18 protein-coding genes are annotated in these 23,125 nt (G+C 48.6%); 11 read left to right on the top strand and 7 right to left on the bottom strand.

Annotated features, from left to right (window positions below; translation table 11 throughout):
* The first annotated feature begins 116 nt into the window (after positions 1 to 116).
* Complete coding sequence (locus tag Pan54_RS21930; RefSeq protein WP_146505590.1) at positions 117 to 473, top strand: hypothetical protein; 357 nt, start codon at positions 117 to 119, stop codon at positions 471 to 473.
* Between the two features lie 107 nt (positions 474 to 580).
* Positions 581 to 2,206, top strand: coding sequence for an arylsulfatase (locus Pan54_RS21925; protein ID WP_146505589.1), 1,626 nt, complete (start codon positions 581 to 583; stop codon positions 2,204 to 2,206).
* Positions 2,207 to 2,386: 180 nt separating this feature from the next.
* Here Pan54_RS21925 and Pan54_RS21920 read toward each other — a convergent pair whose 3' ends face one another.
* From Pan54_RS21920 to Pan54_RS21910, 3 genes are all read right to left on the bottom strand, one after another.
* Entirely contained in the window at positions 2,387 to 3,799 is a 1,413-nt protein-coding gene (locus Pan54_RS21920) for a sulfatase-like hydrolase/transferase (RefSeq protein WP_165441921.1), read from the bottom strand.
* A 597-nt stretch (positions 3,800 to 4,396) separates the two neighbouring features.
* Positions 4,397 to 5,164, bottom strand: a complete 768-nt coding sequence (locus Pan54_RS21915) for a hypothetical protein (protein ID WP_146505587.1) — start codon at positions 5,162 to 5,164, stop codon at positions 4,397 to 4,399.
* Between the two features lie 264 nt (positions 5,165 to 5,428).
* Positions 5,429 to 6,052, bottom strand: a complete 624-nt coding sequence (locus Pan54_RS21910) for a carboxymuconolactone decarboxylase family protein (RefSeq protein ID WP_146505586.1) — start codon at positions 6,050 to 6,052, stop codon at positions 5,429 to 5,431.
* 271 nt (positions 6,053 to 6,323) lie between these two features.
* Between Pan54_RS21910 and Pan54_RS21905 the strand changes: the two genes are divergently transcribed.
* Complete coding sequence (locus tag Pan54_RS21905) at positions 6,324 to 8,261, top strand: thioredoxin-like domain-containing protein (protein WP_146505585.1); 1,938 nt, start codon at positions 6,324 to 6,326, stop codon at positions 8,259 to 8,261.
* A gap of 178 nt (positions 8,262 to 8,439) precedes the next feature.
* On the opposite strand, the gene Pan54_RS21900 is transcribed toward Pan54_RS21905, so the two are convergent.
* Positions 8,440 to 9,141, bottom strand: a complete 702-nt coding sequence (locus Pan54_RS21900; RefSeq protein WP_146505584.1) for a protein-tyrosine-phosphatase — start codon at positions 9,139 to 9,141, stop codon at positions 8,440 to 8,442.
* 311 nt (positions 9,142 to 9,452) lie between these two features.
* Here Pan54_RS21900 and Pan54_RS21895 point away from each other — a divergent pair, with 311 nt between their 5' ends.
* From Pan54_RS21895 to Pan54_RS21880, 4 genes are all read left to right on the top strand, one after another.
* Positions 9,453 to 9,689 carry a hypothetical protein gene (locus tag Pan54_RS21895; RefSeq protein WP_146505583.1) on the top strand — a complete coding sequence of 79 codons (237 nt, stop codon included), beginning with the start codon at positions 9,453 to 9,455 and terminating at the stop codon, positions 9,687 to 9,689.
* A gap of 542 nt (positions 9,690 to 10,231) precedes the next feature.
* Entirely contained in the window at positions 10,232 to 11,218 is a 987-nt protein-coding gene (locus tag Pan54_RS21890; RefSeq protein ID WP_165441826.1) for an IS30 family transposase, read from the top strand.
* Positions 11,219 to 12,052, top strand: a complete 834-nt coding sequence (rplO, locus tag Pan54_RS21885) for a 50S ribosomal protein L15 (protein WP_315852396.1) — start codon at positions 11,219 to 11,221, stop codon at positions 12,050 to 12,052.
* A gap of 159 nt (positions 12,053 to 12,211) precedes the next feature.
* Complete coding sequence (locus tag Pan54_RS21880; RefSeq protein ID WP_165441826.1) at positions 12,212 to 13,198, top strand: IS30 family transposase; 987 nt, start codon at positions 12,212 to 12,214, stop codon at positions 13,196 to 13,198.
* Positions 13,199 to 13,849: 651 nt separating this feature from the next.
* Here the strand turns inward: Pan54_RS21880 and pabB are convergent.
* Together pabB and glnA are read right to left on the bottom strand one after the other, a co-directional pair.
* A complete protein-coding gene (gene pabB / locus Pan54_RS21870; RefSeq protein WP_165441920.1) occupies positions 13,850 to 15,226 on the bottom strand; it encodes an aminodeoxychorismate synthase component I in 1,377 nt (458 codons plus the stop codon).
* A 469-nt stretch (positions 15,227 to 15,695) separates the two neighbouring features.
* Complete coding sequence (gene glnA / locus Pan54_RS21865; protein ID WP_146505580.1) at positions 15,696 to 17,111, bottom strand: type I glutamate--ammonia ligase; 1,416 nt, start codon at positions 17,109 to 17,111, stop codon at positions 15,696 to 15,698.
* A 651-nt stretch (positions 17,112 to 17,762) separates the two neighbouring features.
* Here glnA and Pan54_RS21860 point away from each other — a divergent pair.
* The 4 genes from Pan54_RS21860 to rfbA all read left to right on the top strand — a co-directional run bounded on the left by Pan54_RS21860 (position 17,763) and on the right by rfbA (position 21,700).
* Complete coding sequence (locus Pan54_RS21860) at positions 17,763 to 18,728, top strand: NAD-dependent epimerase/dehydratase family protein (RefSeq protein WP_146505579.1); 966 nt, start codon at positions 17,763 to 17,765, stop codon at positions 18,726 to 18,728.
* Positions 18,729 to 18,806: 78 nt separating this feature from the next.
* Positions 18,807 to 19,757: a UDP-glucuronic acid decarboxylase family protein gene (locus tag Pan54_RS21855; protein WP_146505578.1), complete on the top strand. Its 951-nt coding sequence runs from the start codon at positions 18,807 to 18,809 to the stop codon at positions 19,755 to 19,757.
* Positions 19,754 to 20,764, top strand: a complete 1,011-nt coding sequence (locus Pan54_RS21850) for an NAD-dependent epimerase (protein ID WP_146505577.1) — start codon at positions 19,754 to 19,756, stop codon at positions 20,762 to 20,764. The genes Pan54_RS21855 and Pan54_RS21850 overlap by 4 nt, the downstream gene beginning before the upstream one ends.
* Positions 20,765 to 20,830: 66 nt before the next feature.
* Positions 20,831 to 21,700 (top strand): glucose-1-phosphate thymidylyltransferase RfbA, encoded by an 870-nt coding sequence (gene rfbA / locus Pan54_RS21845; RefSeq protein WP_146505576.1) that lies wholly within the window; start codon positions 20,831 to 20,833, stop codon positions 21,698 to 21,700.
* A 6-nt stretch (positions 21,701 to 21,706) separates the two neighbouring features.
* Here rfbA and Pan54_RS21840 read toward each other — a convergent pair whose 3' ends face one another.
* Positions 21,707 to 23,044: a replication-associated recombination protein A gene (locus Pan54_RS21840; protein WP_146505575.1), complete on the bottom strand. Its 1,338-nt coding sequence runs from the start codon at positions 23,042 to 23,044 to the stop codon at positions 21,707 to 21,709.
* Positions 23,045 to 23,125: the final 81 nt, after the last annotated feature.

The following is a 23,125-nucleotide window of genomic DNA, read 5'->3' as shown; positions in this document are numbered from 1 at the left end:
TTGTCGTTTTGTGAAACATGCAATCTTCTCTGTTTTACACAGTGGATTTCCCCACAAATTTGAATTTTATTGTCCTCAATTGCACTCGTGCAAAGGTGGAAATGATGGTCGATAAGATGGAGAGCGATTCGAATTCAAATCTGTTCTTCGAGGAATTCGAAACCGCTCAACCCCTGATCAATAATCATCAGCCAGGCCGACGTGACCTAATTTTGTTTGGCCTGCTGACTCTGGTTGGTGTTTCCGGTTATTTTCTGATCGCAAGTGATAAGAAAATACAATCAGATGGTGGTACTGTGGAGATGATTACTGAGCTGTGGACCGGAGTTGAAACTATTGATATCAAAAAGAAGTCGTTTACAGATCGAATCCCACAACGTCATCTTCATGGAAATCAACTGGCTGCTGAACGAGCGGGTATGACGCTAGAGGACTGGTTGAATTCGAGCCAGTCGGTCAAGAGGAAACTCTGAATCATTTTTTTCAAGCAGAACGCTTTACTGACTGGAGCCTCTCTATTTCAGGGTGCTACAATCCTGAAGTCGATTTTCTTTTCCTCATAACACTGGAAAGAAGCTCCATGCTCAATCTAAAACAGCATTTCCAATTTCTGTTCCTTGTCAGTTTCTTCGTTGGACTCTCACCGCTTTCGGGAACGATATTTGCCCAGCCTGCATCACCTAACATCGTTGTGATTTTAGCGGACGATATGGGATTTTCTGATCTTGGTTGCTACGGCAGCGAAATTGAGACCCCCAATATCGATGCACTGGCTGACAATGGTTTGAAGTTCACTCAGTTCTACAACACCGCTCGATGCTGGCCGACACGCGCTGCCTTAATGACTGGCCTTTATCCTCATCAGGTCAACATGGCAATGAACTTTGGGCCGAATGCTCCCGCTGGATACACGGGAGTGGTTCCACAATCCGCTCGGATGATTCCCGAACTCCTCAAGACAGTTGGATATCGCACCTACCATGTCGGCAAGTGGCACCTCAACAGCCGTGGACCGCTGCATAATGAAACCTGGCCACTCGCACGAGGGTACGATCATTCCTATTTGATGCTTCGGCAGGACAATTTTCACAATCCGAAATTATTGTTCGATGACAAACAACGCATTGAACGACCGGGTGATCAGGATCCCGATTATTACGTCACGACTGCATTTACCGACCAGGCCATTCGACGTCTCAAAGAACATCAGCAAAACGATTCTGAGAAACCTTTCTTTTTGTATCTGGCACATACTGCTCCTCACTTTCCCCTGCATGCCAAAGCGGAAGATGTTGCAAAATATCTTGGCAAATATCGGATGGGTTGGGATGAGCTTCGCATCAGGCGACACCAGAAGCAGCTCGACTCTGGATTGCTCAATTGCAAATTGTCCGATCGCGACCCTGCAGCGGTTGCCTGGGAGACTCTTTCGAAAGAAGAGCAAATCGAATGGGACTCCCGCATGGCGACTTATGCAGCCATGATCGATCGAATTGATGTTGGCGTTGGTCGAATTGTAAATCAGCTCAAAGAAATGAACGCTTTTCAAAATACCCTGATCTTCGTTCTGTCAGATAATGGTTCCAGCGCAGAATACATCGTTCGGGGTGATGGTCACCAACCTGGCGCTGCTCCCGGTTCGCGTGAATCGTATCGCTGCCTCGAAGTCGGCTGGTCGAATGCGGCCAATACTCCCTTCCGCGAACATAAAATGTGGACCTATGAAGGAGGCATTGCCACGCCGCTGATTGTCCATTGGCCTAATGGTGTCAAGTTCCCTGGCACTCAAAATGCAAGCATTGGTCATGTGATAGACCTGCTTCCCACAATTTGCGATGTTGCCGGGGCCGAGTACCCTCAAGAATATGCTGACCAATCAACTCAATCACTGCCCGGAGTCAGCCTGTCAGCCTCGTTCGAAAATCAGGAAATCCCGGATCGTGAATTTTTATTCTGGGAGCATCAAGGACACAAAGCGATCCGCAAAGGAGACTGGAAACTGGTCGCCAGACGACAAGAACCGTGGTCACTCTACAATCTCAAAGAAGACCGCAGTGAATTGCATGATGTCGCAGAAACGCATCGAAAAATTGTCTCTGAACTTGCAACCCAGTGGCAAAAAACGGCTCAGGAAACCAATGTCGTCGAATGGAATACGTTTCCGCAATCTCAGAACAGACACACGCCTGAGTATCGGGAAAAGTAAGAACACCTGATACTACTCAAAAACTTAACCCTTCACGAATTTGATAAAAACCAGGGTGGCGGGGGCGCTCTCGAAGAGAAGCCCCCGAATCGGAATTATCGGGGGCTTCCGCTGAAACGGAGCGCCCCCGCCACCCTGAATTATTTTTCACATGATCAAGTTTGCCAGGCGTTGTGATTTCTATTCGACACTGGCTTTGTGCTGTTTCAGCATCTCTTTCAGGCTCTCCCGCGTTTCCGCAAAATTCGGGTTGATACTGAAATCGTAATTTTCAGCAGGGTCATTTTTCAGATCGAAGAGTCCCTCTCCCAGATAGTCACCGGCTCCGTTTTTGGTGCGAATTTCCATATAACGAAAATCAGAAGTGCGGACGGCATCTCCACCGCCATGTCTTGTATAAACCGCTTCTTTGAATTCAGCATTCACATCATTAAGAAGCACCTGCATGCTTTTTCCCTGCAGGTGCTCAGGCTTGTCAATCTTTGCTAACTCGCACAAAGTTGGGTAGATGTCGACAAACTCGACGAGCTTTTCACACGCACGGCCACCTTCAATTCCCGGCCCGGCGATGTAGAGCGGGGTGCGTGTCGCCACTTCGAAATTTGTGTGTTTGCACCAGAAACCATGCTCGCCCAGTTGCCAGCCATGATCTCCCCACAGCACGACAATCGTGTTATCTGCAATTCCTAACTGATCGAGTTCATCGAGCAGACGCCCCAGTTGAGCATCGATAAAACTGACGCAGGCATGGTAGCCTCGAATCAAGTTTCGAGCCGTCACTTCAGTAACTGGCCCTTGGGGAGGGATACCACGATAGGACCGCATTTCTCCCCATCGATACTGAAATGCTTGTGATAAGTCGTGGGGAAAATACATGTTATCGGGAAGGATCACTTCATCTTCCGGATAAAGATCCCAGTACTTCTGAGGAGCGACAAATGGGAGATGGGGGCGATAAAATCCACACGCCAGAAAGAACGGCTCCTCTTTTTTTGCCAGTCGTTTTAAGTCTTGAATCGTTTTTTCACAGGTGATCGCATCGGGATAATTTTCATCCAGTTCGACAGCCGCTTCAAAAGCAGGGCCGCGTTTATTAGATCCCGGTTCGGGTTGGTTTTCTGCCATAACCCACCACAAGCTCGATTTCTTTCCTCGCCACGCCGGTTCACTCCAGGCCGTTGGATCGTCGTTTTTGTGATGGTAGATTTTACCGTTGCTGATCGTTGTATATCCCTGATCTTTAAACAGCTTGGGAAGTGAAGTCACCTCGGGGGCATCTTTGTCGATCCGTGTCAGATAAGAAGTAAATCGTTTGGGGGTTGGACGCAGTCCGGACATCAGACTGGCTCGCGAAGCTCCGCAGACCGCGATATTGCAATACGCACGATTAAACTGAACACCCTGTGCAGCCAGGCGATCGAAATTCGGCGTGACCATTTTATTGATGCCGTAGTTGTGAATCTCTGGACGCAGATCATCAACTGCAATGAATAAAACATTCGGACGTTCTTCGGCCTGCACTCGTTCTGACACGATGCTGCATGATATGAAACCTAAAAGCAACCAGCAAAACAGACTCAGAGATCGTGGCATGAGCGCACCTGTTAGAGCGGAAAGAAAACAAATTGATTCACGGTCATCGGTTCGAATCAAACAATGACTGATCGCCGAACCCCTGCGCATTGTACCAACATATTCCGGAAAGGAAGTCTGTCAATTTTGGCAATATCGATCCTGACAGGAATTCGGCTTATGCGGAATAACCTGCTGGTATCGGTACATTGATTATAACGGTTTATGCGCTATTTTCAGACTTATGGTTTGAATTCATTCTTTCACGTAAAACGAATGTAATTCCAAAGAGATTCATACTTGATTAACGGCTTATTTTCTGTCGAGTCAACTGATAAGGTTTTCAATCGATCTGAATTGTAAATCAATGTCATTCAATTAAGGGCAATATGCCAGAATGTTGATGGTCAGTTAACCTCGGGAATATCAAAATGAAAAAGATTCGTACTATTCAGAAGAAAATGACACGAGCCTTGAGATCGTTTTGGAGAGTTCTTATCGGAAGAAGTGAGTTCGACTTTTAACGGAATTGGGGTTAAGTCCTCATTCCACTCTGATCGAAATGATCACTCATGATGACGAAGCAATGTTGAGTAGATTTTTGCGATGAACTCAGCGTTAAGTGAATCTGGCAGGTAGATTTACCAGCAGATTCCAGAGTGATGGATTCGAGTCCTGGATCCACTGGGGATGAGAGATATAGCGAAAAGGCTTTTTGTGGACTTGCGTGATTTGATACCCCATCGCTTCCACTTTCTTAGAGATCCCAATTTCTGACGCGATCGCTTCGCCATAATTATTTCCAATGGGGAACCCATCGATCTCCTTCAGGATCTTGTGTTTTGCATACAAAACCAGACTCTGTAAATGGCCTGCATTATTGAGTGGGTCGATTTGCCAGCTTTTTAAATGATGCTGGTAGCAGGCCACACGATCTTTGATTGGTTTCCCTGCAATTTCGTGTTCATGCATTTCATAAAATCTGATCTCTTCAGCGATCGATTCCCAAGGCTGATCCCAATCCTGTGCAAGCGATTCTCCAATAAGACCGACAGCTGGTCGCTGTGAAACTTGATCAAATGCTTTCAACCATCCGGAACGTAGTATCCGGCACTCATGCTGCATAAAGAGATAAGCTTCATCCTTTTGATATCGCCATCCCTCTTCCCAGGCACCGATGTTATATCCTCTATTTTCACGTCGAATCACTTCGTAATTGAAAGATGTAGGAAGTGAATTCAGTGAAGGATGCACTACATCCGTAGAGTTGACCACGATAAGAAGCCGAAATGGTAAACCAGCAGGAAATCTTTCCATGTCCGCTAACAAACGATGCAGATGATTTATCTCATAACGATCGTAATAAGAGATAATGACACTGATCATAGTTGGCTAAATGCAAATACTCCAACCTGTTGAGAGGTCTGATTTACGAAACTATGAAGACCTCAGTCAGACTCTCTCGGGTGACGGCGACGCTCTCTAAGATAAGCCCACTGATCATCGCCTATTCGTCATGAAACTGAAATTCAGTGTTCAATGGGAACAGGGATTCTTCATAGATTAAGTTATCGAAATGCATAACTCAACCAACTGTTTTGATTAACAGAGACTGGCACACACGGACGTTTTTTCAGAAGCAAATATCGATTAACTCGCTGCACTAATAAACTGAGCACCTGCATAAACAGTGGCCGCACACTGAATCGCTTCAAGCATTTCCTCCGAAGAAAGTCCGAGATTCTCGGCTTTGGAGACATGCCCACTCACGCAAGGCTTGCAGGCATTCAAATCGCTGATCACGAGGTTGATCAGTTCGACCATCTTGTCGTCCAGACTGGTTCCGTGAAATGTATGTGCTCGCAGTCCGACCGGTAATCCTTCAAATTTATCGGTCCCGGAAAGTTCACGAAATTTGAAGAATGTATTGTACATGTAATTTGTGGTCGAGATCGCAGCCAACTCAGCCAACTGTGATTCCTCCCAGCCCAAATCGAGACACCGCTGTCGAAAATACTGAAACCAAACCTCGCTATGGGCATGAATTGCCGTCACCAGGGCAATGGCGGCTTTGGATTTCTCATCCAGTTTGCCAGCAGAGTAGACAAACTTTTTGAAATTCATGTAATAGTCTCGCAAAAACGCTTCGACATTTCCCATGATGAGAAAAGGTTCGGGAAGCGGATCCGGTCCGAGAAGGTCGTGCAGGCGTTCGTATGTTTGACCGACTTTTCCATCCGCTTTGTCTTCGGGAACAGGTTGCAATTTCAGCATGGTTATTCAATTTTTCATGTCATCAAGTTGTAGATAATTGTCAGGCAAAGTCTGACTGGCAGGTTCAATTAGTCAATGATAGTCAATTCAGAACTCAGATCAAAATTCACGCCTTACGTATCAGCCACAGCTTATTTGAACTTCTGGAGAAATTGATCGTGACCTGAATGCCCTATTTTGCATAGGATATCGGAAAATGGAGAGAATCTGTCGTTACCGCAAGATATTGAAACAGAATTGCTGGAAATTTCTGTAAGAGAAGGATCTTAGAATGCGTTCTTTGGTTAGCCGTAATATTTGCTCATTCATCAGTGGAATGGGATGCACTTTAGCATGCTCCACAATGGCATTCGCAGCTGATGCCCCAACGGCCGATTTGGCGTTATCGTTTCGACCAACTCAGCAGGATGTTCCCTATGAACTGGTTGAAAAAGCTGACTATGCCGCGTGCAAGGTTGAGGTCGAACGTCAGGGGAAAAATTCTGGCTGGGTCGTGTTTGGTCCAGAAGGGCAGGTCCTTAGACGATTCTGGGATACCAATGGCGACAATGTTGTCGACCAGTGGCGGTATTACGACCGGGGTTATGAGGTGTATCGAGATGTCGATTCCAATTTCAATAACAAGGTGGACCAATCTCGCTGGATGAATATTGCGGGCACACGTTGGGCGGTCGATACCGACGAAGATGGGAAAATGGATCATTGGAAAATGATTTCTGCCGAAGAAGCCTCCCGTGAAGCCATTCTGGCGATGGCCAAAAACGATCCCAACCGATTAACTCTCGTTCTGCTTTCTTCTGACGAAATGAAGAAACTCGGCATCGCAGATGACTTGTCTCAAAAAATCCAGACGGAAACAAAAAATACGGCAGAAACGATGCGTGCCCGTGTGAGCCAGTCAAAAATCATCAATAATACGACGGAATGGTTACGCTTCGACAGTTCCATGCTCATGCCCTACGTCATCCCGGCTGATGAAGGCAAAGCGAATCAGGACCTTGTTGTGTATGAAAATGTGATGGCAATTGTTGAGACTGCCGGTGAAACTGGTTTCGTCCAGATGGGCGAACTCGTCCAGGTAGGACAAGCCTGGAAGCTGACGCAAATTCCTGCTCCGATTGAAGGAGCCGAACTGCAGATGACCGAAGGGGGCATTTTAATGCAACCTTCCATGTCCGCTGCTGCCCCCGGGATGACCGCTCAGTCGGAAATTACTCCGGAAATGCGTCAGTTGCTAACCACACTGCAGGAACTCGATGGCAATGCTCCGACACCACAATCCTCTGCTGCTGAACTGGCTCGGTATAATAGTCAACGTGTCGATGTCCTGAGAAAATTGCTGGCGGCTTCGTCAACTGAAGAAGAGCGGAAGCAATGGCTCACGCAAATGATCGATGGTCTGGCAGCTGCTGTTCAAACTGGAAAATATGCAGAGGGAGTCCGACAACTCGCGACGATCGAAACAGACTTACGCAAACAGCGCCCGAATTCCGAATTGATCCCTTACACCGCATACCGTCGACTTCTGGCCGAGTACACCATCAAACTGCAATCTGCTCCTGCTGAGAATGAGGAACGGGAAGAAATGCAGAACTGGTGGCTGGCTCAGTTAAAAGGGTTTGTGACATCTTACCCGAAATCGGAGGATGCCGCAGATGCCTTACTGCAATTGGCAATCACCGAAGAATTCAGCGGGAAAACCGAAGAAGCACAGAAATGGTACACTTCTCTGGCGACTGATCACGCAGCAACCGATGCCGGTAAACGCGCCCAGGGGGCTTTGCGACGCTTGAGCTTGGAAGGAAAATCTCTGGCGTTAAAGGGAACCGGTCTGGATGGCAAACCGGTCGATCTGGGAGCCTATCGCGGCAAAGCGGTCCTCGTGATTTTCTGGGCGACCTGGTGTCAGCCCTGCACAGAAGATTTGCCACAGATCAAAGCCCTGTACGATAAGTATCGCGCCAAAGGATTTGAAATTGTCGGCGTGAATCTCGATACGCAAAAAGAAGCAATCGCTCCTTATATCAATCAGCATGGAAACCGCTGGGCACACATTGCTGAACCGGAAGGCCTCGAAGGTCAGCTCGCAGTCGACTACGGCATCATTTCAGTTCCAACCATGTTCCTTGTGAACCAGCAAGGACAGGTCGTCAGCAATGCCACTTCCGTCGATGACCTGAAGGAACAACTACCAGTCTTGTTACCGTAAGATTTCGCCAGACGCCATGCTCACAATTGTGTGAGCATGCAATGTGTGAAGGAATGCATCCTGAGAGTCATTATTCAGGATGAAAGTGCAACACCCAACCGAGAACCCTGCACGGGATTCATTTCTCTTTGAAATCATCAATGTCTAGAGCATTTCCTGGCTACCCAATGCTCAATAGTTAGTGGATTCTCTTAGAGACCTCTGACATCACGAAAAACATTTCCCGTGCAATTTGGAGAGAACGTTCATCATAGCGCTTTGACTCTTTCGGCGTATTGTCTGCGATCTTTGGGTCTTCATAGTGCAACGCAAAGCGACTGTCGGAGCCTTCGACGACTGGACACTTTTTGTCAGCGTCGGAGCAGCACAACATGACCGCAAAATCGGAACTCGGATTCCCTTCCTCAAAATAGACTTTTGAGTAAGCGCGAATCGAGGGCAGTTTCTCTGAATACTGGACCAGATAGACAGGGTTGTCACCTTCTGTCGATGCAACCACAGATAGCCCTGATCTTCTCAACGCACGGACTGTGCGAATATTACAGGCAGTCGCTTCCGTTCCCCCCGAATAGGTTTCAATATGCGGAACTTCGTAGTATGCCGCAGCTGTGGAGCACCAAACCTGCGACAAATGACTGCGACGTGAATTGTGCGTGCAAACGAAAACCAATTTTGCATTTTCGCCACGCTCGATCTGTTCAACAATGTAGTCCGTAATCGCCATGAGCATCTCCTTCCTCTCTGAAGGCAACGATTCCATCGAATGAACGACACGACTCACAAATGGTCTCACCGGCTCGATTAACTGCGTTTCATCAGCCTGTAACGAAACAAAAAAGAGCATGAGAATAATGAAAGCCGTTAAGGTCTTTGAAACCATGGATTTTGCCTGCGAGAGAGTAGAAATCATTTGACTGAAAGGTGTCACTCAATAGACGAATGTTGGAATATATTGTTGTCACGCAGAATATCAAAAACAGATTCTTTTTGATACGAGTTGGCTTGTTGGCAATGTGTGAAAGAATTCATCCTGAGAGTCATTATTCAGAATGCAAGTGCATTGTTAAACCGAGAGACCTGTATGGGATTCATTCCACTTTGAAATCATCAATATCTAAACCAGCATGTGCACGGCAAGCGTGGATATGACACCCGGCTCATGAATGTTTCTGCGATGGATTTTCTTAATTCATGACGTCAAATTATCTGGGGGCTTCGCTGCACTTCGACCCCAGCCACCCGCCCGTCCAATACCAGACGGACATCTTTGCCGTCATGCCAACCTTCGAACTCCTCGGCTGGAGCGCCGTCGACGGAGCCAAAACACTGCCCAGCGGCTTAGACGTCGACGTCGACTCCGAAACCGCAGCCGTCCTCTCAACAGGAATTCGCTTCGTCCTCGGCCCGCCGGAGACCTCGGCCTCTTAGAAGCAGGTTACAACACCGCCATGTCACTCAATGACCGAGACCTCTATCAAACACTCACAACGGTCGATTTCCGATTTGTGTATTGATCCGCTAATTCAAACCATAAACCACTATCGGTGCCATGCTTTCATCGCAAAGCAGGGCAAGCATGTATCGACGAGAACACAAAAGAAAACGTAGTCAGTTATTAACTATACAATGACATTACATAATTAATGAGTATTACAAACCATTTTACAAAAAATATAATGGCAGGAACGCACTGAAAGTATGCTTTCTTACGCGTTGACCACTCGCTAAACTCGTCAGATTCATCTTTCCAGATTAAGCAATACAAATTAACTGCAATAAATACTTCAGTAGCAATAAGAACGAAGCAAGTAGTTATGGCACTATAATTAACATGTGAATTTATCTCTGTGGCAGTGTGGTACATGGTGGATTCAATTTTGAAATGCACGGGTTGATGGAAAAAGAGTGACATTCGTGAGATGGTTTGTTTTGACCAAACGACCATCAATCCTACTAAGAAGAAATCACGAATGTCACACACGCATCTTACTGCTGAGGAACGTGATTCCATAGCGCACATGCACGCCCTGGGACACTCTCGAATAGAAATTGCGCGCGAGTTATCCCGAGACCCCAGCACGATCTCCCGAGAACTGCGGCGGAATTCGGATGCGACCGGGAAGTATTTCGCCGGGAAAGCCGACCGCAAAGCGCGACGGCGTCGACAACTCTGCAAACTCCCCTGGAAACTCAACCACGCTCCGCTCAAAGAATTCCTGCTCGATAAGTTGTCTCTCAAGTGGTCGCCGGAACAGATTGCAGGTCAACTCTTGCGACTGCATCCTCGGGAGGCCAGAATGCGAATATCCATTGAGACGATTTACGCCTGGATCAAAGCAAACAAAAAGCAGGGCGGCAACATCTACAGGCAGCTGCGTCAATCGAGAAAGAAACGCCGCAAACGCTACGGCACAGGGATCTCCAGACGATGCGACCCGACCAAAAAGCCAATGGATCAGCGACCGGTTTCTGCACGCAATCGTTCGCGGATCGGGCACTGGGAATCGGATACCATCGAGGGTCAAAAGGGGACCGGCTACATTGTCACGCATGTCGAACGCAAGACCGGCTATCTTGTGGCGAGCTATCTGCCGGACAAGAAAGCATCGACGTTGAACGCGGCTTCGGTGTTTGCGTTTGAGGGGTTGCCATCGTCATTGATTCGAACTTTGACGACGGACAACGGGAGTGAGTTTTCGGGTCATCGAGAGTTGGAGCAAGCCCTGCATTGTGCGATCTATTTTGCTCCGGCTCGCCAGCCGTGGCAACGCGGCCAGAATGAGAACACCAACGGGCTTCTGCGGCAATACTTCCTGAAGGGGAGCGATTTCCGTAAACTGAAAGCCGAGGATATTCAAGCGGCTGTGATGGAGTTGAACAACCGGCCTCGCAAAAAGTACCAATTCAAATCACCACACGAACTGTTCGAACCCAAAACCCGTGCATTTCAAAATTGAATCCACCACTCTCGAAAGATCGGTTTTGAAGGTGGACAAACACCTATCTTTATGCGAGTTGCAAAGCGTGGGTTTAGTAATGCTGCTTTCACGAAGGAAGTCTCTATACTTAATATTCGAGATTTAGAGGGAAATTTTAATAGTGGCGAAGAGGTTACTCCAGAATCTCTTGAGCATAAAAATTTGATAGGAAAGAAATTAAATAATGTCAAGATTCTCGGTGATGGTGAACTCACAAAATCCTTGCAAGTTAACGCTCACAAATTCTCTGCATCAGCTGTGCGAAAGATCGAAAATGCTGGCGGATCAATATTTATAATCAATGAATTCAAAAACGCAGAATTAGATAAGTCAAGTTCCAATAATTCACTCAGATTTCAACTCATGGAAGACGATCTGATGCATGAAAAGGTTCTGCTCAATGAAAGCGAAAGTCACACTTGGAAACTACCTAAGAATGGGGAAATTGTGCTTCAAGCATCTGTATGGAAACTTAAGCATCGCTTGTCATTATCATGGAAGTCTGACTCAACAAACTGTGAACAAAAGTTTGACAGCACAATACTCGAGTTTCTTCAGTCAGATAATTCCACCAAGAGAGAAATAACCGAAAAACAAACAAATACTCGTATTAGAATGTATGAATCAGAGATGGGGGACTTCTATTTAACAATACCTAACGGAAACAAAATATCTCATGCTTATGCGACTACAAACATCGACAACGATTTAGCAATGAAGGCGATAACATCCAGACTATTAAAGGAGCTTCCTCCGGTTAATATCACATTAGCTGTAAAGATTGAAATTCAACAATTCCTGAATAACGCTTAATTTTAAATTATGTTTATACAAGTAAGGTGAAATGGCTTACGACAATCGAGATAGGTGGATTCAATTTTGAAATGCACGGGTTGATGGAAAAAGAGTGACATTCGTGAGATGGTTTGTTTTGACCAAACGACCATCAATCCTACTAAGAAGAAATCACGAATGTCACACACGCATCTTACTGCTGAGGAACGTGATTCCATAGCGCACATGCACGCCCTGGGACACTCTCGAATAGAAATTGCGCGCGAGTTATCCCGAGACCCCAGCACGATCTCCCGAGAACTGCGGCGGAATTCGGATGCGACCGGGAAGTATTTCGCCGGGAAAGCCGACCGCAAAGCGCGACGGCGTCGACAACTCTGCAAACTCCCCTGGAAACTCAACCACGCTCCGCTCAAAGAATTCCTGCTCGATAAGTTGTCTCTCAAGTGGTCGCCGGAACAGATTGCAGGTCAACTCTTGCGACTGCATCCTCGGGAGGCCAGAATGCGAATATCCATTGAGACGATTTACGCCTGGATCAAAGCAAACAAAAAGCAGGGCGGCAACATCTACAGGCAGCTGCGTCAATCGAGAAAGAAACGCCGCAAACGCTACGGCACAGGGATCTCCAGACGATGCGACCCGACCAAAAAGCCAATGGATCAGCGACCGGTTTCTGCACGCAATCGTTCGCGGATCGGGCACTGGGAATCGGATACCATCGAGGGTCAAAAGGGGACCGGCTACATTGTCACGCATGTCGAACGCAAGACCGGCTATCTTGTGGCGAGCTATCTGCCGGACAAGAAAGCATCGACGTTGAACGCGGCTTCGGTGTTTGCGTTTGAGGGGTTGCCATCGTCATTGATTCGAACTTTGACGACGGACAACGGGAGTGAGTTTTCGGGTCATCGAGAGTTGGAGCAAGCCCTGCATTGTGCGATCTATTTTGCTCCGGCTCGCCAGCCGTGGCAACGCGGCCAGAATGAGAACACCAACGGGCTTCTGCGGCAATACTTCCTGAAGGGGAGCGATTTCCGTAAACTGAAAGCCGAGGATATTCAAGCGGCTGTGATGGAGTTGAACAACCGGCCTCGCAAAAAGTACCAATTCAAATCACCACACGAACTGTTCGAACCCAAAACCCGTGCATTTCAAAATTGAATCCACCAGTAACCAGAACGCGACTTTTGACCATTATGACCACGTCCAGCAGTTTTCCCCCTTCCGCTGCCAACGCCTCTTCCAACTCGCTTCTTCTTCTTGCGGCGTATAATTCCTCTATGTACGTCATCTATAATCATCACTTTTACCACAAATCAGTAATATTTTGGAATACAAGATTTGTACATTACAGCATGATGGACATTATTTCAACGAAACACAGGTGGCAAATTAGTCAATCGAGATTTCGCGGGTAGTCCGACTGAATTTTTCCGGTTGGGGGCTGAAAGCACAAGATGTCTCATCATACGCTCTGCATGCTTATTCAACTGGAAATTCATCTTCGGCGTTGGGATGGCTAGGGTCAATCGAATTAAGCGCACTGATATCATCTACATTCTGGGGGCTTCGCTGCGCTACAACCCCAGCCACCCGCTGTCTCGTTCTGAAATCCAACACCCTGTTTCAAACTGCTGAGCAAGTCAGCAGTGGCACATGTCAAACGACATTGGACGGAAGACAGAGTCCCCCTGTTTTTCAGTGATAATGCTGAAAACTAAATCGAATCGTGCAACTTCAAAATGGATGCTTCGGGTTAAAATTGTTTTGTAAACGTCTGTGTTGATCCATGCGCATCCGTGGTTCAAAATGTTATGCCTCAGTCGTTAAGTGGTTCATTGGCGAAGCAATCAGTCCGGCGGATTTGTGGACGGTTTCTGAAAATTCGATTTCTGGGACGGAGTCGGCGACGATGCCCCCGCCGACTGGGACCTGGACCTGGCCTGGTTTCCAGGTGAGAGTGCGAATGAGAAGGCTGGATTGCAGGGAGCCGCTCAGGTCGGCTGCAAAGAGGGAGCCGCAGTAGGCTCCGCGGGTCGATTGTTCGAGTTCGGAAATGATTTGCATCGCTCGGATTTTGGGAGCCCCGGTGATGGAACCGCCGGGGAAAGTGGCCGCGAACAGATCCCAGATGTCGGCATCGTCCTGCAGTTCCCCTGTCACTTCCGAAACGAGGTGATGCACTTTTGCAAACGTTTCCAGTTCACACCAGCGGGGCACTTTTACGCTGCCGGTTTTGCAGACGCGGGAAATATCGTTTCGAAGCAGGTCGACAATCATCGTATTCTCGGCTCGGTCTTTTTCAGAAGCCTGCAGGGCAAGTCCCTGATACAAATCGAGATCGCCAGCTGCCCAGCGAGGGCGGGTGCCTTTGATCGGTCGCGTACAAACCTGCCGATTATTCACCTGCAAAAACTGCTCGGGCGAGGCACTGACGACGGCAAAATCGTCAACGGGCTGAAAATACGCGGCGAAGGGAGCCGGGTTAAGGATACGGATTTGCCGATACAAATCGAGTGCAGAGCCATCGAATTCATACTCGATTTTTCGCGACAGATTTGCCTGATAGATATCCCCTGCGCGAATGTATTCCAGAACCCGTTGAGCAGAGTTCAGAAATCGTTCCCGCTCTGCTGATGTTGGTTCGATGGTGCGGGGGGATGGTGTCGGAAATTGTTCGATCGATGCGTTCCCATTTTTGAGTTTTTGCAGGAGACGCTGCCAGCGAGATTCCGTATCTGATTTTGAAGCGGATTGCAGAGAATGATCGCGAATTAGAAAGGTTTCATTCGTCAGATGATCCCAGCACAAAGACCAGTCATATAAACCAACTGCCATCGCGGGAGTAGTGAATTCATCCCTGGGGACCGTCGGAAGTTTCTCGAAGGCATGCCCCAACTCGTAGCTGAGGAGTCCCAGAAATCCGGAGCAGAAGGGCGGGAGGCCAGCTTCTGCAGGACGGGAATATTGAGCAGAGAGCAATCGAATTTCTGCAAAGGGATCGGATCCGAACTCGGCTTGATCGAGTTTCCAGGTTTTGACTGGGTCGGCTGTGAGATAGGAATAACGTCCACGAGTCTTTTCGAAACGCGCACTTTCGAGCAGTACGGGCCAAGGTTCATCACTCAATTGAGTAAGTGCCTCCACCGGGGAAAGTTTGAGTTTGAGTGGTACGCGTTCCAAAGACATTAGTATCCTGTCTGAGCTTTGTTCTGGTCGTTCAATAACGGTGACGCACCGTTGTCGTGCATTTATAACTTGCATACTAAAATGATAGTAGTAGATCGTTCCATCTCATCATCCGAGTTGAAAAATCTCAATCGTAGACGAAAGTGCCAGCTGTTTCGTCGAATTTGCAGATCACAAACCGGCATCGAAGTAGAATCCAATCGTCGTGGATAGTTCCCATTAAAACTTCGGGCTGTGTGCCACTGGCCCGCCAGTGTAAGTCGATACTGATAATTAAGTTAGGATGCATATCGCCAATAAAAGACCACCGGCGAGTTCTGGTGCCACAACAGACTGTTCTTCGGTCAGCTTGTCTGCCAGAGTCTTCACTTCTTGATTTGTCAATTGGCCTCCTCAGTATTGTGTCATATTCATAAAAAAGGCTGCCTCAAATTGAGACAGCCTTTTTGTTCTTTTACAGCAATGTCGATTACACGTTGTAATACAGGTCGAACTCATAAGGATGCGGGCGCAGTCGCAACGCGTCGATTTCTTCGGCTCGTTTGTATTCGATGAAGGAATCGAGCATATCCTGGGAGAAGACGTCGCCGGCGGTGAGGAAGTCGTGATCGGCTTCGAGGGCTTCTAACGCTTCGCCCAGTGAGGTGGGGGCGACGTTGGTTTCGGCCAGTTCTTCCGGGGTCATGTCGTAAATGTCGCGGTCGAGAGGTTCGCCCGGATCGATCTTGTTCTGAATCCCGTCGATCATCGCCATCATCAGCGCGGTGAAGCTGAGGTAGCCGCAGGCGGAGGGGTCTGGGGTGCGGAATTCGACCCGCTTCGCTTTCGGGCTGGTCGAGTACATCGGAATGCGGCAGGAAGCCGAGCGGTTTCGCTGACTCATCGCCAGAGTGACCGGAGCTTCGAATCCGGGAACAAGACGATGGAAACTGTTGGCGGTCGGGTTCGACAGAGCAACCAGTGCCCGACCATGCTTGATAATCCCCCCAATTCCATGGAGCGCCATTTCGCTCATGCCAGCATAGCCGTCGCCTGCCATGAGGGTGTCGCCATCTTTCCAGAAGGAAATGTGGGTGTGCATGCCGGAGCCATTGTCTTCGAAGACAGGCTTAGGCATGAAGGTAACGGTTTTGCCATGCTTCTTGGCGACGTTTTTTACGACGTACTTGTACCAGAGGAACTGGTCGGACATCGTTTCGAGATCGGTGAACTTCATGTCGATTTCACACTGGCCGGCGGTTCCGACTTCATGGTGATGAGCTTCGACAACGATGCCGAGTTCTCGCATGAGTTGAACCATTTCGCCACGGATGTCGACAAGCGAATCGTTCGGGGCGACGGGGAAATAGCCTGCTTTGTAGCCGACTTTGTGACCAAGGTTTCCGGCGAGTTCGGGTTTGCCGGTATTCCAGGCAGCCTCGGAAGAATCGATTTCATACATTGCACCACGCTGATTGGTTGCAAAGCGGATGTCATCGAAGATGAAGAATTCGGGTTCTGGTCCAATAAAGCAGGAATCGGCGATTCCGGTTTGCTTCAGGTATTCGATACCCCGTTTGGCGACGCCGCGAGGGTCTTTATTGTAGGGTTGCTTGGTGATCGGATCATAAATATCGGCAATAACGCTAACGGTCGGAATTGCGAAAAACGGATCCATACGAGCTGAGTTGGGATCGGGAATGGCGATCATGTCGGATTCGTTAATGGCCTGCCAGGCGCGGATGGAGGAGCCATCAAAACCGAAGCCGTCTTCGAATACTCCCTCATCGAGCGTATCAAGCGGATAGGTACAGTGTTGCCAGGTGCCGAACATATCGCAGAACTTCATATCGAGTTGTGCGGCGTTGTTCTCTTTGGCGAATTTGAAAAACTCTTTCGGGTCCATTAAACATTTCCTCCTCATCAAAAGTCATTGCAAACAGGTGTCTCTCCCTCCTGTCAAGGATGTGGAGAATGAACTACAGAACGGTACGCACGCTCTGTAAATTGTTTGTGGGATCAAAAATCATCCGGTCAACACTGACAACCTGAAGTTTTAGAAAACAGACGAAATGACGATGAGACGGAGTCCTTAACGTCGAGCGCTCGTTCCGTTTCCTGGATTCGATTCTCTCTGCAAAACAGTCTTGTGGAAAATACATCCTGCAAAACCAAAGACAGACAAATCTGATTTATTGTGGTGGTTGCAGAGAGTTCGCAACCAAATTAACTCTGCCGAGTGGCAAAAGCTTCCTCAGTAATAAACGATATGGAACGGAACCGCAATTCTCCTCCGTTGTTTATTGGAATTCACGCCTGGAATAGTTGAAGATTCGGATTGGGTAAACGAGGGGTTTCCAGTGCATAATTCATTGTTGCAGGAATGTTTAGAGGAGAGAAGTGACATGGATTTCAGGGGGCTTCGCTGTGATTCGGCCTCAGCCACCCTCCGTTTTTATCCCGACTTAACACACGGACTGTGAGGTTCTGGCCGTAGAAGTTATCCTTTTATGAAGAATTGAGATGGCAGAAGCGACCTGATTTGGAAAGAGAGTTCATGAAGATACTGGTGACCGGGGGAGCAGGGTTTATAGGGAGTCATATTGTTGACCAACTGCTGGCAGCAGGGCATGCGCCGGTTGTTGTCGATGACTTAAGTACGGGGAGTCGGGCGAATCTTCCTAAAGCGGTTCCGTTTTATAAGGCCGATGTGTGTGATCGGGAGGCGTTGGAGACGGTCTTCAAGAAAGAGCAGCCGGAGGTGGTATGTCATCAGGCGGCTCAAATGTCGGTGAGTCGGTCGGTGAATGAGCCAAGTTTCGACGCCCAGGTGAATATCATGGGATTACTCTCGACTTTGGAGCAGAGTCAACAGAGTGGAGTCAAGCGATTCGTGTTCGCCTCTTCCGGCGGAGTGCTCTACGGCGAAGCCACGGAGCCAGCGTCAGAATTACATCCGGCTAATCCGATCTCTCCCTACGGGATTTCGAAATGGACGGGAGAACAATATTTGCGATTCTTTACTCGTGAGCATGGATTAGAGACGGTCGCTTTGCGGTATGCGAATGTTTATGGGCCTCGACAGAATCCGCACGGAGAAGCCGGTGTGGTGGCGATTTTTTGTCAGAGGATGCTAAGAGGGGAAGGGACACGAATTAACGGGGATGGCAAATACATTCGCGATTACGTGTATGTCGAGGATGTCGCTCGAGCGAATGTGTTGGCATTAACCGAAACTTTGCCATCAACTCATGTGGCGTTCAATGTGGGAACGGGTGTGCCGGTTGATGTGAATGAACTGGCAGAGCGGCTACACGGGTTAACTTCACAGGCATTGCGGGATGCTGGTCGTTCCACTACCGTACCACAGCCAGAATATGGGCCGCCACGTGCGGGTGATTTACGATCCAATCTGGTGGATGCAACCCTGTTGAAACAGTCTTATGGCTGGTCGGATCGAACTCAAATTGATTCGGGTCTGAAGACTACGGTGAAGTGGTTTGCCGAACAAGCAGGAATTTGAGATGAAACCACAAGCTCGTCTATTTCGCCAGGCAATGCCTGACCTGATCCACTAACATTTGAAAACTGCACTTGAACGATGACACATCTGAATATTCTTGTGACTGGTGGGGCTGGTTTTCTGGGCAGTCATTTGTGCACACGTCTGATTGAGCAGGAGCATGAGGTTGTCTGTGTTGACAATTTCTTTTCCGGTTCCAAGCAGAACGTCGCTCATTTGATCGGACATCCCCGCTTTGAACTCATTCGGCACGATATCGTCCGCCCCTTGTTCATTGAAGCCGACCAGATTTATAATCTGGCCTGTCCAGCTTCGCCTAAGGCTTATCAGTTCAATCCGATTAAAACTATCAAGACCTCGACAGTCGGTATGGTGAATGTACTCGGTTTGGCGAAACGCTGCGGGGCACGCGTCCTGCACACATCCACTTCAGAAGTCTACGGGGATCCCGACATTCACCCGCAGACGGAAGACTATTGGGGAAACGTCAATCCGATTGGACCACGCAGTTGTTACGACGAGGGAAAACGAGTCGCAGAATCGTTGTGCATGAATTATCACCTGGCCCATAAACTGGAAGTTCGTATTGTGCGAATTTTCAATACTTACGGGCCACGAATGCATCCGGATGATGGTCGCGTGGTCTCCAATTTCATCATGCAGGCTTTGCGTGGGGAATCGCTCACATTGTACGGAGATGGCGAACAGACTCGTTCGTTCTGTTATGTCGATGATTTGATTGACGGCTTCCTGGCGATGATGAATCAGGATGAAGAAACAGGTCCTGTGAACCTGGGGAACCCGGTCGAAAACTCGATGAAAGAGTTAGCCGATGCCGTCCTGAAAATTACCGGCTCCAAGAGCGGGACAACGCACTTGCCGTTGCCTGAGGATGATCCAAAACAGCGTTGTCCCGATATCAGTAAAGCCAGGCGGATCCTGGGTTGGGAACCAAAGGTCGATTTGCAAGCCGGACTGACCGAGACCATCAAATATTATCAGGGACAGATTCAGAAGGGTGAGTTGTGAGTAAATATTTAGTGACCGGAGCTGCCGGATTTATTGGGGCACGGCTTTCTCACAAGCTGCTCGATCGTGGTGATGAAGTGATCGGGATCGATAATCTGAACGACTATTACGACCCGGCTCTCAAAGAGGCTCGTCTGGCGCAACTGACTCCTCGTGACAATTTCAGTTTTCAGAAAATTGCCCTGGAAGATCGCGACGAGATCAATCGCATGTTCTCAGAGGAAAAACCAGAGGTAGTCGTGAATCTGGCTGCACAGGCGGGTGTGCGCTATTCGCTGAAGAACCCCCACGCTTATGTGGAAAGCAACTTGGTCGGGTTTGTTAATATTCTGGAAGCATGCCGTCATAATGAGACGAAGCATCTGGTCTACGCATCGTCGAGTTCTGTGTACGGTGCGAATAAGACGATGCCATTTTCAATTCATCATAGTGTCGACCATCCGGTCAGTCTGTATGCGGCTTCCAAAAAGGCGAACGAATTGATGGCTCATACTTACAGCCATCTGTATGATTTGCCGACAACGGGCCTGCGGTTCTTCACCGTTTATGGACCGTGGGGACGTCCCGATATGGCATTGTTCCTGTTCACAAAAGCGATTTTGGAAGGACGGCCCATCGATGTCTTTAATTACGGCAAGATGAAACGCGATTTCACTTATGTGGATGATATTGTTGAAGGAGTCATTCGGGTTTCCGATAAAGTCCCTCAGCGAAACGACAACTGGATTGCTGAAGAAGCCGATCCGGGATCAAGCTCTGCTCCCTATAAACTGTACAACATCGGGAATAACAATCCTGTTGAATTGATGTACATGATTGAAACACTCGAAAAATGCCTCGGTAAAACCGCAGAGAAAAACATGATGCCGATCCAACCGGGCGATGTCCCGGCAACTTATGCCGATGTCGATGATCTCATCCGCGATGTCGGCTTCCGACCTGATACGTCCATCGAAACCGGCGTGAAGAATTTTGTGGATTGGTATCGTGAGTTTTATAATGTCTAGTCGCTAGTTATTAGAGGACTTATTAACTCAACCTTCAACCTTCAACCTTCAACCTTCAAAACAACAATGTCTCGACGTGGAATAATTCTGGCTGGTGGAACTGGAACGCGGTTGTATCCGGCGACACTACCGATCAGTAAGCAACTGCTGCCGGTGTACGACAAGCCGATGATTTACTATCCGCTTTCGACGCTGATGCTGGCGGGAATTCGGGATGTGTTGATTATCAGCACACCACACGATTTACCATTGTTCGAGCGACTGCTGGGAGATGGTTCAAAATGGGGGATGAATCTGGTTTATGCCGAGCAGCCTAAGCCAGAAGGTCTGGCTCAGGCGTTCCTGATTGGTGCGGATTTTATAGGCGACGAGCCGAGTTGCCTGATACTGGGCGACAACATTTTTTACGGCGACAAGCTCAGTCACTCTCTTCAACGCGTAAATGAGCAGACGGATCAGTCGACCGTATTTGCCTATCACGTTCGCGATCCTGAACGTTATGGCGTAATTGTTCCCGATGAAAATGGCAAAGCGATTGATATCGAGGAAAAGCCAAAGCAGCCGAAATCAAAGCTGGCGGTGACCGGTCTGTACTTCTATGACAATCAGGTTGTCGAGCATGCTCGTTCGCTGAAGCCTTCGCCGCGAGGTGAGTTGGAGATTACCGATTTGAATCGAGTCTATCTTCAGGCTGGTCAACTGAATGTCGAAATACTGGGTCGGGGAACCGCCTGGCTGGATACGGGGACGCATCGTTCGCTGCTTGAGGCGTCAGATTATGTCAGCGTGATCGAGGATCGCCAGGGACTGAAAATTTCCTGCCCGGAAGAAATCGCCTGGCGGATGGGCTACATCACCAGAGAAGAACTCGCAAATCTCGCCGAACCGCTCAAGGCTGGTCAGTACGGGAAATATCTGCTGGAGTTGCTGGAGTAACGATTTTCAAGATTTCTCTTCAGCCTCCGCAGTTGAGTTTCGCAACGCTTGCAGGCGAGCAAGAATTTTGGCTTCATAGCCTCGATTGGTGGGGCGATAATAGGTGCGGTCGACGCCCAGATAGTCTTGGTCGACCCAGCCAGTTTCGGCGTTGTGTGGATATTGATAATCGTCACCGTGACCGAGTTCTTTAGCTCCCTGATAGTGTCGATCTTTCAAATGCTTCGGCACGGGCAGAACTTCCTGCGTTTTCAAATCGTGCAAAGCCTCATTGATGGCAACATAAGCAGCATTCGACTTGGGTGCACAAGCCAGATACGTACAGGCTTGAGCGAGCATGATTCGGCATTCCGGCATGCCGACCATTTCGGTGGACTGGGCAGCGGCAGTCGCGATGACGAGACCATGGGGATCTGCATTGCCGATATCTTCGGATGCGGAAATCATGAGTCGACGGGCGATGAAACGGGGCGGCTCGCCAGCATCGAGCATGCGGGCCATCCAGTAGATTGCGGCATCAGGATCGGAACCGCGAATGCTTTTAATGAGCGCGCTGGCAGCATCGTAATGTTCGTCGCCGGCTCGATCATATCGAATCGATTTCTGCTGCAGCGATTCCTCAGCCACTTCCAATGAGACAACTTTTTCATCAACTGGTAAGTCGGTGACAGAGAGCACTGCCACTTCAAGTGCATTCAAAGCCCGACGGACATCACCATCGGCCCCTTTGGCCAGAAACTCAAACGCTTCATCCTCCACAGTCACTCCAGTTGACTGAAGACCTCGCTCTGAATCTGACATCGCCCGATGAAGTTGGGAAATCAAATCGGTTGAACTGAGAGGTTCGAATTCGAAGATTTGACTCCGACTTAACAACGGAGCCACCAGCGCGAAGTAGGGGTTATCGGTCGTCGCCCCAATAAAAATGACCGTCCCCTTTTCGAGATCGGGCAGCAGAACATCCTGTTGCGTTTTACTGAAATGATGCAGTTCATCGACAAACAGAATGGTTCGTCGACCCGAAGCGGCGAGTTCATTATCAGCCTGTTGAAGAACCGCTCGGACATCCTTCACTCCACAGGAAGCCGCATTGAGGGAAAAGAATTTCGATTCCGTTTGGCGGGCAATCAAATGAGCGAGTGTCGTTTTTCCAGTCCCGGGAGGGCCGTAGAAAATCAGCGAACTGATACGATTGGACTTGAGCAGCCGACGCAGCAGTTTTCCTTCTGCTAGAAAATGCTGCTGTCCTGCAAATTCATCGAGGGAACGGGGGCGCATTCGCGCTGCCAGCGGCTGCACACGCTCGCGGTTCTTCTGTTCCGATTTATCAAATAATCCAGCCATGCGAACAGAATGCGTGATTATGATGAAAACATCAATCCAACATGGAGAATTTTAGTAGATTATAGTACGTGAGCGATCGCC

The organism is Rubinisphaera italica (genome assembly GCF_007859715.1).
Taxonomy (GTDB): Bacteria; Planctomycetota; Planctomycetia; order Planctomycetales; family Planctomycetaceae; genus Rubinisphaera; species Rubinisphaera italica.
Note: the sequence above shows the minus strand (reverse complement) of the source record. Positions and strands in the feature narration are given on the sequence as shown.

Coding starts and splice junctions, on each gene's coding strand:
- Pan54_RS21930 (WP_146505590.1), top strand. CDS start 117: ATGGAGAGCGATTCGAATTCAAATCTGTTCTTCGAGGAATTCGAAACC.
- Pan54_RS21925 (WP_146505589.1), top strand. CDS start 581: ATGCTCAATCTAAAACAGCATTTCCAATTTCTGTTCCTTGTCAGTTTC.
- Pan54_RS21920 (WP_165441921.1), bottom strand. CDS start 3,799: ATGCCACGATCTCTGAGTCTGTTTTGCTGGTTGCTTTTAGGTTTCATA.
- Pan54_RS21915 (WP_146505587.1), bottom strand. CDS start 5,164: ATGATCAGTGTCATTATCTCTTATTACGATCGTTATGAGATAAATCAT.
- Pan54_RS21910 (WP_146505586.1), bottom strand. CDS start 6,052: ATGCTGAAATTGCAACCTGTTCCCGAAGACAAAGCGGATGGAAAAGTC.
- Pan54_RS21905 (WP_146505585.1), top strand. CDS start 6,324: ATGCGTTCTTTGGTTAGCCGTAATATTTGCTCATTCATCAGTGGAATG.
- Pan54_RS21900 (WP_146505584.1), bottom strand. CDS start 9,141: ATGGTTTCAAAGACCTTAACGGCTTTCATTATTCTCATGCTCTTTTTT.
- Pan54_RS21895 (WP_146505583.1), top strand. CDS start 9,453: ATGACGTCAAATTATCTGGGGGCTTCGCTGCACTTCGACCCCAGCCAC.
- Pan54_RS21890 (WP_165441826.1), top strand. CDS start 10,232: ATGTCACACACGCATCTTACTGCTGAGGAACGTGATTCCATAGCGCAC.
- Pan54_RS21880 (WP_165441826.1), top strand. CDS start 12,212: ATGTCACACACGCATCTTACTGCTGAGGAACGTGATTCCATAGCGCAC.
- pabB (WP_165441920.1), bottom strand. CDS start 15,226: ATGTCTTTGGAACGCGTACCACTCAAACTCAAACTTTCCCCGGTGGAG.
- glnA (WP_146505580.1), bottom strand. CDS start 17,111: ATGGACCCGAAAGAGTTTTTCAAATTCGCCAAAGAGAACAACGCCGCA.
- Pan54_RS21860 (WP_146505579.1), top strand. CDS start 17,763: ATGAAGATACTGGTGACCGGGGGAGCAGGGTTTATAGGGAGTCATATT.
- Pan54_RS21855 (WP_146505578.1), top strand. CDS start 18,807: ATGACACATCTGAATATTCTTGTGACTGGTGGGGCTGGTTTTCTGGGC.
- rfbA (WP_146505576.1), top strand. CDS start 20,831: ATGTCTCGACGTGGAATAATTCTGGCTGGTGGAACTGGAACGCGGTTG.
- Pan54_RS21840 (WP_146505575.1), bottom strand. CDS start 23,044: ATGGCTGGATTATTTGATAAATCGGAACAGAAGAACCGCGAGCGTGTG.